Source organism: Methanobrevibacter sp., from assembly GCF_017447225.1.
In the GTDB taxonomy this organism is placed as follows: Archaea; Methanobacteriota; Methanobacteria; order Methanobacteriales; family Methanobacteriaceae; genus Methanocatella.
On sequence record NZ_JAFSNZ010000003.1, the window covers coordinates 1 to 11,871 of the forward strand.

5 protein-coding genes are annotated in these 11,871 nt (G+C 39.0%); 4 read left to right on the forward strand and 1 reads right to left on the reverse strand.

The window, feature by feature from the left end:
• Positions 1 to 399 precede the first annotated feature (399 nt).
• On the forward strand, positions 400 to 1,254 hold the full coding sequence (locus IJQ68_RS00075; protein ID WP_292795332.1) for a helix-turn-helix domain-containing protein: 855 nt from the start codon (positions 400 to 402) through the stop codon (positions 1,252 to 1,254).
• 44 nt (positions 1,255 to 1,298) lie between these two features.
• Here IJQ68_RS00075 and IJQ68_RS00080 read toward each other — a convergent pair whose 3' ends face one another.
• Positions 1,299 to 4,238 carry a leucine--tRNA ligase gene (locus tag IJQ68_RS00080; RefSeq protein ID WP_292795335.1) on the reverse strand — a complete coding sequence of 980 codons (2,940 nt, stop codon included), beginning with the start codon at positions 4,236 to 4,238 and terminating at the stop codon, positions 1,299 to 1,301.
• On the opposite strand from IJQ68_RS00080, the gene IJQ68_RS00085 reads away from it, so the two are divergent.
• The 3 genes from IJQ68_RS00085 (at position 4,191) to IJQ68_RS00095 (ending at position 11,728) form a co-directional block, all read left to right on the forward strand.
• Positions 4,191 to 9,650, forward strand: coding sequence for a hypothetical protein (locus IJQ68_RS00085; protein ID WP_292795338.1), 5,460 nt, complete (start codon positions 4,191 to 4,193; stop codon positions 9,648 to 9,650). The genes IJQ68_RS00080 and IJQ68_RS00085 overlap by 48 nt on opposite strands.
• Before the next feature lie 67 nt (positions 9,651 to 9,717).
• A complete protein-coding gene (locus IJQ68_RS00090; protein WP_292795340.1) occupies positions 9,718 to 10,800 on the forward strand; it encodes a M48 family metallopeptidase in 1,083 nt (360 codons plus the stop codon).
• 31 nt (positions 10,801 to 10,831) lie between these two features.
• Entirely contained in the window at positions 10,832 to 11,728 is an 897-nt protein-coding gene (locus tag IJQ68_RS00095; RefSeq protein ID WP_292795343.1) for a TDT family transporter, read from the forward strand.
• Positions 11,729 to 11,871: the final 143 nt, after the last annotated feature.

Below are 11,871 nucleotides of genomic sequence, written 5' to 3' on the forward strand. Positions count from 1 at the left end.
AATTTGTCACTGTATGTGACCCCGTTCTATAATTTGTCATGCCGCAAAGGTAGCACTTTTATACAAACTAAAGTAGCCGCAATAAATTGCGGGGTTTTAACCTCACATTAGATAATAAAAACGGCACCTTCTCACTTTAAATGAAAAAAATGAAGTACAAACAAAAAAAGTACTCCACTGACTAATACACTTTTGTCGCCAAACAACAGGAGAAGTCAGTACATGGACACTAACTAGTGATAATGATGCCGTTGTTCTGTTTTCATCTTGGTTACAAAAGTAGAGCTATTCCAGCACAAATCAAGTAACGATTAGAACGAAATAATTGTCATTTAGTCGGTTTATTGTGAACTATTTGGACAATAAAACCTATTTTTGTAGGCAAAATGACCGAAAAACATGGAAAAGCAGCCACATGCCTTGGAGGAAATAAGAGACCAGATTAAAAAGCATGGTCTAATGATATTTGATAACATCAACCGAGTGCCTATTTACGAGAAAGCCTACGCATCACCATTTTTCGTACTTTGGCTAACTCATCAGGGGTGTCTGAAAAACCTTTTTGATAAGCAACAAAAGGAATTCCATCAACATGACGTTGTCGTAATGCCTCCCGGTCACGTGATGGAGATAAAAGAGTCGAGCGACGATTATTTGGTTTCATTGCTCGTCATCTCACCTAGTTATCTCCAAAACCTGAAGCATATCTATCCTGTCTATTTCGAGCATGTCGAATACCGATACAATTCCGTTTTCCATCTGAGTGATGAACAATACGAAGGCATGAAAGGGCATTTCATGATGCTCCAAGCCATCAGTCAATTGAGCCATCCTGAGCGTGACGAATTATTGATCAAGCAAATGGAGATAGGAACGCATTTGATGGAAATATACCTACAAGAAAACGGCTTAACGGCACCGGAACTCACCCCTGCCCAACAATTGGTTAACCGCTTTAAAAACAGCTTTGTCAACCATTTCCAAGAAAGCCGCGAGGTGCAGTATTATGCCCATCTTCTTTGTTTGTCGCCCAAATACTTTGGCAGCATCATCAAGAAACAAACCGGCATTAGCGCCAATGAATGGATTACGGGCTATGTTATCGTTCAAGCCAAGTCATTACTTCGCCACAGCAGCAACCTCAACATCCAGCAAATCAGCCAGCAGCTTGGCTTTTCCGACCCAGCTGCATTCACCCGCTATTTTAAGACGAATGCTGGGATGACACCTAAGGAATACCGAGAGAAACAATAAAATAATTGAGTAGAGACGTAGCGCGCTACGTCTCTACAAATTGATTATCCTATAACGATATTCACAATCTTCTTCGGCACATAAATGACTTTGCGTATCTGCTTGCCCTCAATCCACTTGGCGGCTTCGGGGGCAGCGAGCACGGCGGCTTGCACCTCGTCTTGACTCATCGTGACGGGCAACTCCATATTAAAGCGCATCTTGCCATTGAAGCTGATGGGATAGTTGAAGCTGTTCTCTACCGTCTTACTCTCGTCGTAAACAGGGAACGTGGCATTCACCACTGAGGTCTCATGACCCATCAAGTGCCAAAGTTCTTCTGCAATGTGCGGGGCGTAAGGCGAAATCATAATAACCATAGGCTCAAGCACTTCGCGTTTGTCACACTTGAGGTCGGCCAGCTCGTTGACGCAAATCATGAAGGCCGAAACCACCGTGTTGAACGAGATGCTCTCGATGCCTTCCTCCTCCTTCTTGATAAGCTTGTGCAGGCTTTTTAGCTCAGGTGGTGTGGCTGGCTCATCTCTCACGCAGAACTCATTGTTTTCGTTGTGGAAGAGCCTCCAGAACTTGCGCACAAAACGGAACGTGCCTTCGATGCCTTGCACATCCCATGGCTTGGACTGCTCCAAAGGACCAAGGAACATCTCATAGAGACGCAATGTGTCGGCACCGTATTTCTCCACAAGGTCATCGGGGTTCTGCACGTTGAATTTCGATTTTGACATCTTCTCAATCTCCATGCCACAGACATATACATCCTTGCCCTCGTCATCCTTCTCAAAGATAAACTGGGCATCGTGCAGGTCGTCGCGCCAGGCTCGGAAAGCCTCAATGTCAAGGACGTCACAGACCTCACCATTGATAACTGGCTTGCTGATCATATTGATGTCCACATGCACCTTATCAGTAAACTCCTCACGGTCGGGTATGTTCTTGGATACATATATTCTACCGCCTTTGTAGGCCTCGCCTTCGACGAAAGCAGGCACTTCTTTGCCGGCAACCAAGTCCTTGATCTTTTGCTCCACCTTGTCCGTGCCATTAATATAGTCATTCACCACATCAACAATCGGCACCAGTAAGAGTTTGTAACCCTTCTCGGCAGCATAATCCTGCCAAGGCTCGGCCACCTTTTCAAGATTGCCCATGCGGTTGATTTCGATGAGGATACCCTTCTCAGGACAGAAGAAGTCGAAACGACGGCGACCGTCCTTGAAATCCTTTTCGAACTTCACGCCCAGTTTATTGTCCTTGATGAGACGCCAAACGCCATATTCGCAAAGTTTCTCCATGTTGGCACGATAGGCGAAGCTCGAACGGCCTTGGATCATGCCCTGGTTGATCATCCTTTGGAAAGGCTCGTCCTTGCACGACAGGCCAATATCATACAAAAACTTGCACCAGAAACGACTGTAAATCAGATGGCCGGTGGCATGTTCGGCACCGCCGATATAAAGGTCCACATTCTGCCAATAGTCATTGGCTTCGCGGCTGAAGTATTCCTTATCGTTATGTGGGTCTTCGTAGCGGAAATAGTAACCACTGGAACCAGCAAAGCCAGGCATGGTGTTGGTCTCGATGGGATAGCCTTCCTCAGTAACCCAGTTCTTGGCACGGGCCAAAGGTGGCTCACCTGTCTCGGTGGGTTTGTATTCGCTGATGGCAGGCAATTCAAGCGGCAGCTTCGACTCGTCCATGGCGTATGGCATGCCATCCTTGTAATAAATCGGGAAAGGCTCGCCCCAGTAACGCTGACGGCTGAAGATGGCATCGCGCAGGCGGTAGTTAGTCTTGCCCGTACCGACGCCGAGTTTCTCCAGTTCCTCAATCATGCGCTCGATGGCTTTCTTGACGGTCAAACCGTTGAGGAAGCCCGAGTTGACGAGTTCGCCCTCCTTTGCATCAAAGCTCTCCTCCCAAGTGGAAGGATCAGTGGCCTCGGTGCCGGGCTTCTTCACCACTTGGATGATAGGCAGGTTGAAATGACGGGCGAAAGCGAAGTCGCGGCTGTCATGGGCAGGCACGGCCATGATGGCACCTGTGCCGTAACCCATTAAAACGTAGTCTGCAATCCAGATGGGCAACTTGGCACCCGTGATGGGGTTGATGCCATAGGCACCCGTGAAGGCACCACTCACCTTACGAACCTCAGCCATACGCTCACGCTCGCTGCGATTCTTGGTGCGGGTGATATATTCTTCCACCTCAGCGCGTTGCTCAGGTGTGGTGATTTCCTTTACCAGTTCATGCTCAGGAGCCAGCACCATAAAGGTCGTGCCAAACAAGGTATCAGCACGAGTCGTAAATACCTCTAAATCGATATCTTTACCCTCAACCTTGAAGATGACGGAAGCACCCATCGACTTGCCAATCCAGTTGCGTTGCAGGTCCTTCACCGACTCGCTCCAAGCCACAGTTTCAAGACCTTGAAGCAAACGGTCAGCGTAGGCGGTGATGCGGAGTTGCCACTGCTTCATCGACTTGCGTTCCACAGGGAAGCCGCCACGCACGGAGAGGCCGTCGGCCACCTCGTCGTTGGCGAGCACCGTACCCAGGCCAGGGCACCAATTCACCATAGCCTCAGCCTGATAGGCAAGGCGGTAGTTCATCAGTACCTCTTGCTGTTGCTTCTCGCTCATAGCTTTCCACTCGTCGGAGGTGAAGTTCAGCGGCTTGCTCTCAGCCACATTGAGGCCTTCAGTACCTTTTTCCTCAAAGCGGGCAATCAATTTGCTGATGGGTTGGGCTTTCTGGCAACCGTTGCAGTAGAACGAGTTGAACAGCTGGAGGAATGTCCATTGCGTCCACTTGTAATAGCTCGGCTCGCAGGTGCGCACCTCGCGGTCCCAGTCGTAGCAGAAACCAATCTTGTCCATCTGCTCGCGATAACGGTTGATGTTCTTCTCAGTCGTCACAGCAGGGTGAGTACCCGTTTGGATGGCGTATTGCTCGGCGGGCAGACCGTAGGCATCGTAGCCCATTATGTTAATGGTTCTGTAATGGAAAGAGGTAATGGAAGCGTTGAAAGTCCATATTCAACAATCTCGGATGCTGTAAGTTCGGCTAATGATGGAGATATTATTTTAATCGCTTCCGGAAAGTATTCAGGTAATGGTAATGTTGCCATAACAATAGATAAGGAAATTATAATAACGTCTTATGGTGATGAGGATGTTATTTTGGATGGTGAATCCACCTCTTCGATTTTTTATGTTACCTCAAGCAATGTGGTAATTGATGGATTGACTTTTATAAATGGAAATGCTATAAATGGTGCGGCGATTTATTATGAATCCGGTTCTAAAAACAATATAATCAATAATTCAAAATTCATTAATAATTATGCATCTTCCTGTGCGGGAGCAGTATTTTACGATTCAGGTGAAAACTCTCAGATTTTAAATTCTGTTTTTGAAAACAACAGTGCATATTATGGTGGAGCTATCCTTTATTTGTATGATTCAAGCGATAATGTAATTTCCAATACTAACTTCACTGGAAATAATGCATTTTCTGATAATGGTGGTGCGATTTACTATTTTTACGGTTCTTCAAATTGTCTTTTTAACAACACTCAATTTGAGGCAAATACTGCTTTATATAATGGTGGAGCAATTTATTATTATTGGACAGTAAGCAATATAAGCTTCATCGAATCTTCTTTTAAAAATAATAAAGCTAATTATGGAAGTGCCATCTATGCATGGTATGTTGATAGCTTAACTTTGAATAACAGCATTTTTGAAGATAATAAAGCCGTTTCTAACAGTTTATCCTCATCCGTGGATAAATTCAATAAAAGTATTTCCGCTGAATTTCAGGGTGGAAACAATATAATGAATGCGATATGTTCAGAGAGCTTGGATAATTATGATGTTTTCAATGTCACTTTTTGGAATGAGAATGGATTGGCAAACACTGAAAATTCTAATCTGACGTGCAGTTATTATGCATCCGGTCAGAATATTACCTGTGAAATCTATGATTCAGTTACTAATGAGTGTATTTTCAATGAAACAAAATCCAGTGATGAGAATGGTAGCGTAATCTTTGATTATTCTTTTGTTTCATCCGAAAACATTCTTAATTATAATATATATCATAGTGATGATGCTTATTATACTTTCATAGAGACTTCAGGTGAATTCAATCCGATAATAGGTGATTTTGAAGCATTACAGAATTTAATTGATAAATCCGGTGAAAATGAGGTTATTGATCTTACACGCAATTACACTTACACTATTGGCGTTGATACAATTACTGAAGGAATTAATATAAATAAGAATAATCTAACAATTAACGGTAATGGATATGTTATAGATGCATTAGGCCAAAGCAGAATATTTTATATTCAATCACAATCATTTAATTTAAATAATATAACTCTAGCTAATGGATATTCCTCTTCCAATGGTGGAGCAGTATATGCCGGCAGTGATTTGTCCGGCAGCACTTTTGATAATGTCAATTTTGAGAATAATTCCGCTAAAAATGGTGGGGCAGTATACTTTGCTAAAAATGCTGTTAATAATACATTTTCCAATTCCAAATTCACTGATTCCAAGGCAACTGCAGGGGGTGCAGTCAATGCTGCAGGCAGTTTCAATGAGAATATTATCACTAACACAACATTTTCAAATAACAGTGTAAATGCTATATATTTAAGGTACAGTTCCAACAATCAATTCGTCAATTCCTGTTTCATTAACAATTCTCGTGCTATTAATTTCTATGGACAATCAAAAGGAAATAAATTCATCAATTCAACTTTTGTTAACAATAGTGCATCAAAAAACGGTGGAGCGTTATGCTTTAAAGATGTGGATTCCAACGAATTCATCAATGTAACTTTTGAGAATAATTCTGTTACCTCTAAAGGTGGTGCAATGTTTTTCGAAGGCACAGTTAAAAATATAACTATTACAAACACGGCTTTTGAAAATAATTCCGCCACTTCAAATGGTGGAGCTATTGCTTTTGATGAAGATAGTGAGTTCACTGGTAGCGTATTTGAGAATGTGTCTTTCATTAACAATAGGGGAGTTTATGGAGGTTCAATTTACTGCGATAATGTTGAACTGACTGATATTGCTGTTTCAAATTCCAGATTTATCAATAACTCTGCTAAAAACGGAGGTGCAATATCCTATGTTGGATGTATTATAGAGAATATGGATTATGTGAATGTATCATTCATAGGTAATGTCCATAATGCATCTTCAGGATCAACAACTGGTGGTGGTGCAATTTCATATTATGCATCAACAACATCCTCTAATGAAAGAATAATCAATTCAACATTCATCAGTAACTCTGCAACTTATGGTGGTGGCGCAATTTATTACTACAGCAGTTCATCAACAGACTATTCCATAATCAACACCACTTTCGTTAATAATTCCGCCACACATTATGCTGGAGCTATTTATTTGGGATCCATGTCAAACGGTAAAATTAACAATATAACATGCATCAATAACTCAGCGGCAAGCGGTGGGGCAATTTACTTCATTAGGGATTGTCATGATAATGAAATTTCAAATTCTCTTTTCGTAAACAATTCCGTTAATGCAATAAGGTATTACAATGGCCCTAGCAACGATAATATAATCAATTCAGTATTCATCGACAATGGAGATGATGAAATTATTTATTCCTCATCAAGCACATTGTCTGCAAACTATAACTGGTTTGGAAATAATGCAAGCAATTTCAACGCAAGGCCTTATGTGAGTTCAAATATTAATATAACAAACTGGATGTTCTTAAATGCAACGGTCTCCAATAACACGGTTTATGTGGGTGATGAAAATAGTATTATTTTTGTTCTTGAGGTGTACGATTCTAATTCCGAAGCCATAATTGACGAGCAGTATCAAAACATTAATTGGATTAATTTAAATTTGACATCATATAATGAAAGCTTATCTAAAAATAATTCATTTATTAATGATGATATTGAATTTTTAGCTTCTGATGATGGAACCGGCAATATCACAGCCAGATATTTCACATCAGAATATACGGTAGAATTTTCAAATATCAAATATAATTCCAGTGTTTTTATTGATGATGTTAACAGCACTTACGGAACTGCAATTAACATAACTGCTAACTGTACTAATGCTTTAGGAATTGAAGCAGTTTTGCTTGATGAAAATGGAACTGACATTTCAGGGGATTATCTTGAAATCAATGGATTCAATATCACAATTTCTGTCATTGATGTGGGCAGATATACTCTGAATGTTACGACTATCGTAGGTAACAATTCTTATTCCAGCTCCAATTCAAGTATTATAACTGTCAGCAAGGCGAATTCTACGGTCAATATTGAGGATGTTGTCGTTAATTATGGTGAAATAATTGATGTTGTTGTTAGTTGTGAAAATGTTTCCAACATCTCTGCAGTTCTCTATGACAGTTTAGGAAATGTTGTTTATTCCAATATGTCTGTTGATGGATTCAATATCTCCATATCTAATCTGACTGTGGGTAACTATACATTAAACGTCACGGCCATTGTGGATAATAATTATAATGGGTCTTTCAATTCAAGCAGGATTACCGTAAATAAAGCTAATGCAACTTTAATTATTAATTCAACAGGAGATATTGATCCTACTGAAGAAGAGATAATTTCTGTTTCATTGTCTGGTGATGTTGATGGCAGTCTTGTCTATTACATCAATGGAGACTATTGTGGAAGTGTCGAAAACAATACTGTCGTACTAAATAACCTGACTGAAGGCAACTACACTGTCGTCATCGCTCTTGTCAACGACACTAATTATAATGAATGCTCTAATTATACAACATTCAGCGTAAATAAGGTCAATTCAACGGTTGATGTTTATGTGGAAAATATCAATGTCGGTGAAAATGCAACAGTATCCATATTGTTGCCTGGTGATGCAAGCGGTAATGTCACATTTGGCTTAAATGGTAACTATACTGTCATCGATATTAATGAAAGCACTGTTTTCGGATTGAATGGTGTTTTAAGCATGCCTATTGTTTTAAATTCCCTTGCTGCTGGAAATTATTCTGTTGAAGTCACGTATAATGGAAACTCAAAATATTACAAATCCGATTCAAGTGCAAATTTCACTGTCAATAAGATATCTGATTACAATATATCTTATATTTATGATGGACTTCTAAACGTTTCCCTTCCTCAGGATGCCGCTGGAAACGTGTCAGTTCAAATAGATAATTATACTTATGTCTCCCCAATAAATGAAGGCGTTGCATCAATCAACCTTTCTGATTTGGCTGCTGGAGATTATAATATAACGATTACTTATGATGGTGATGACATTTATAGTCCAATCGCAATAACAGGCAACATTTCAGTCCCGATTAAATATATGTTGATTGCCAATGATCTGGAAAAGTATTATGGCGGAAATGAAAGGTTTTACGCATATCTATATGATGAAAACGGATCTCCAATAGCTAATGAGAATATTACTATTTCAATAAATGGAGTATCATATGTAAAAACCAGTGATGAGAATGGTTCTGTATCAATTGGTATAAACCTGAATTGTGGAGAATATGCAGTTTCAACATCATATGGCGAATTAACTTTAAATTCCACAGTCACTGTCTTATCCACAGTCATCGGTAATGATATAGTAAAAGTCTTTAGAAATGACACTCAGTATTGTGCAACATTTTTAGATTCATCAGGAAACTATTTGCCAAACGGCACTGAAGTGATATTCAACATTAACGGTGTTTTCTACACTCGTTTGGTAAATGATGAGGGTAAATCCAAGTTAAACATTAATCTGAATAGTGGTGAGTATATCATAACAGCAACAAATCCTGTTACCGGACAAAACTATTCGAATAGTATTAAAGTCACACCTAGAATAACTGAAAACACAGATCTTGTCAAATATTTCAAGAACGATTCACAATATGTTGTAAGGCTAATTGGGGATGATGGAAATCCTGTGGGTTCCGGTGAAATGGTTACCTTTAATATTAACGGAGTATTCTATAACAGAACTACCAACGAATCAGGATATGCAAAACTGAATATCAATCTATATTCTGGAGATTATGTTATCACTGCAGAATATAAAGGATTTAAAGTATCCAATAATATCACAGTCTTGCCTATTCTTTATGCAGAAGATCTTGTGATGTCATATATGGACGGCACAACTTTTAATGCAAAACTCCTTGATGGTCATGGGGACGCATTTGCCAATGAAAAAGTTCAGTTCAACATTAATGGTGTACTTTATTATAGGGCCACGAATTCATCAGGCATTGCTAAGTTGAACATTAATCTAATGCCTGGCGAATATGTTATAACTTCCTCTTATGGGGATTATAATATTGCAAACACAATCTTAATTAGGGAAGTTCAGTGATTTATGAACTTACCTTTTCTTTTTTTGATAAAAATATTTATAACATTTTAAACACAAAACTTTTATCATGGCTAAAGATGATAGAAGCGCATTGAATCCATTCACCGGAAAAAAGCATTATGATAATGTAAATGACGATAAATTTCTTGCAGAGTGTTATCAGGAATACTACAATATTGTTAACAAGGCACAAATTGTCGATAATACCAGGGAAGGTCAACTGATTGCACAGGTAGCAACAAATCTAATCAATGCGGTTTATGATTATCTCTCTTCAATTGGAAGAACAGATTATGTTGAAGATTATTATGACTGGGAATTTCATTTGCTTTTAGATAACACGGTCAATGCATTTTGCATACCTGGAGGTAAAATTGCAGTTTATTCCGGTATTTTATCTGTTGCAAATAATGAAGAGGAATTAGCTTTTATCTTAGGTCATGAAATGGCACATGCCCTGCTTGACCATACCAGAACTCGTATGAGCGCCCAAAATACTAAGGATACATTGGCGTCAGTTTCATGGATTGGAAGTTTTGCTTTCGATTTGCTTGGCATGGGTGAAGTTGGCAGTCTTACAAGAGCTGCTGTCAATACTGCAAATATAGGTTCTCAATTCCTGCTGCTGAATCCATGGGGAAGAGACCAGGAACTTGAAGCCGACAGATTGGGAATGCTGATTATTCATTGGGCAGGATATGATATTTCTGGAGTTCCAGCATTCTGGCAGAAGATGAGTGGTCAGAATGCCAATAATTTCGATTTTTTCTCAACGCATCCTGCTGATGAAAAAAGGATTAACGTAATGAGGTCTTTGGTTTTGGAGATTGAAGAGGGAATTGACTATTCAAAACCCGTATTGGCGGACAGTCCTAAAGCGAATTTCGCACCTAAAATCGAAAGTGCCTCTACAAAAGTATGTCCTGAATGCGGAAATAATGTAGAAAAAGACGCGATTTTCTGCACGAATTGCGGAACAAAATTTGATGAATCCCTGTTCTGTCCGAATTGTGGTGTAAACATTAAAGAGGATGATTCTTTCTGCACTTCATGTGGATTCAAGCTAACCAAGGAAATGAAATGTTCTAACTGCGGTCAAAAGGTTAATGAAGGCGATGTCTTTTGCACAAATTGTGGAAATAAACTTTAATTATATGTTACAAATATATAATTTGATTTAAATGAATATTATTGAAAAGATTCCGATTCCTATTTCTGGCTTGATTTTGGCCATATTATCTTTAGGAAATTTACTGCAAGTTTATGCTCCTTTTTTCAAGGTTTTATGTGGTATTGTTGGTTTTGTTTTAATAATTCTGCTTGTTTTTAAAGTTATTTTATACCCTAAAGACGTGAGGAGGGATTTGTCAAACCCGATAATCCTGTCGAATTCAGGTACTTTTTCAATGGCTTTGATGGTTTCATCTACATATATTAGTTCATTTAATGGTACTTTGGCAATAGGTGTTTGGATTTTAGGTGTAGCTTTACACATTCTATTAATTGTATGGTTCACCTATCGTTATATCATACGTAATTTCGATATAAATGTGGTCTATCCTAGCTGGTGGATAGTCTTCATTGGAATTACGATGGGTGCGATTACCGCACATGTTCATGGCCTGTTTGAAATAGGATTCATATTTTTCCTGTTCGGCTTTGTATCAATGATTATCACATTGCCATTGGTCATCTATAGATATGTTAAATATCCTAATGAACTGGATCAAAACAAGCCACTGATTTGTATCTTCACAGCTATTTTCAGCATTCTGATAGTAGGTTATACCAATTCATTCAGCAACATTTCATATGAATTTCTAATGATGTTGTATTGCATTGCATTTCTGTTATTCTTATTCGCTTTTTACAAGGTTATTCAGTATAGGGGCCTTGATTTCTACCCTAGCTTTTCAGCATTCACATTTCCATTTGTCATAACTGCTATTGCTTCCTCAGAAGTTTATGCAATTAATCAAAGTTTCATTTTTAATATAATAATTCCAATTCAGGCATTAATTGCGGGTGTTTTGGTAATCTACGTATTCTGTCGCTATTTAAAATTTTTTATTGAATGATGTGAAATTGATTTACCTATAATATTTAAATACTATTTGCTTACATAATTAATATTGAAAATTAAAAAAATCCATATTTTTTTTAATTATTCGTGTGCGAAATTTTGATTTGGATTTGTAGATTTTCTACTTTTCTAAATTAT

Excerpts from the sequence above, each read along its gene's own strand:
- IJQ68_RS00075 (WP_292795332.1), top strand. The coding sequence starts at position 400 with ATGGAAAAGCAGCCACATGCCTTGGAGGAAATAAGAGACCAGATTAAA.
- IJQ68_RS00080 (WP_292795335.1), bottom strand. The coding sequence starts at position 4,238 with ATGGGCTACGATGCCTACGGTCTGCCCGCCGAGCAATACGCCATCCAA.
- IJQ68_RS00090 (WP_292795340.1), top strand. The coding sequence starts at position 9,718 with ATGGCTAAAGATGATAGAAGCGCATTGAATCCATTCACCGGAAAAAAG.
- IJQ68_RS00095 (WP_292795343.1), top strand. The coding sequence starts at position 10,832 with ATGAATATTATTGAAAAGATTCCGATTCCTATTTCTGGCTTGATTTTG.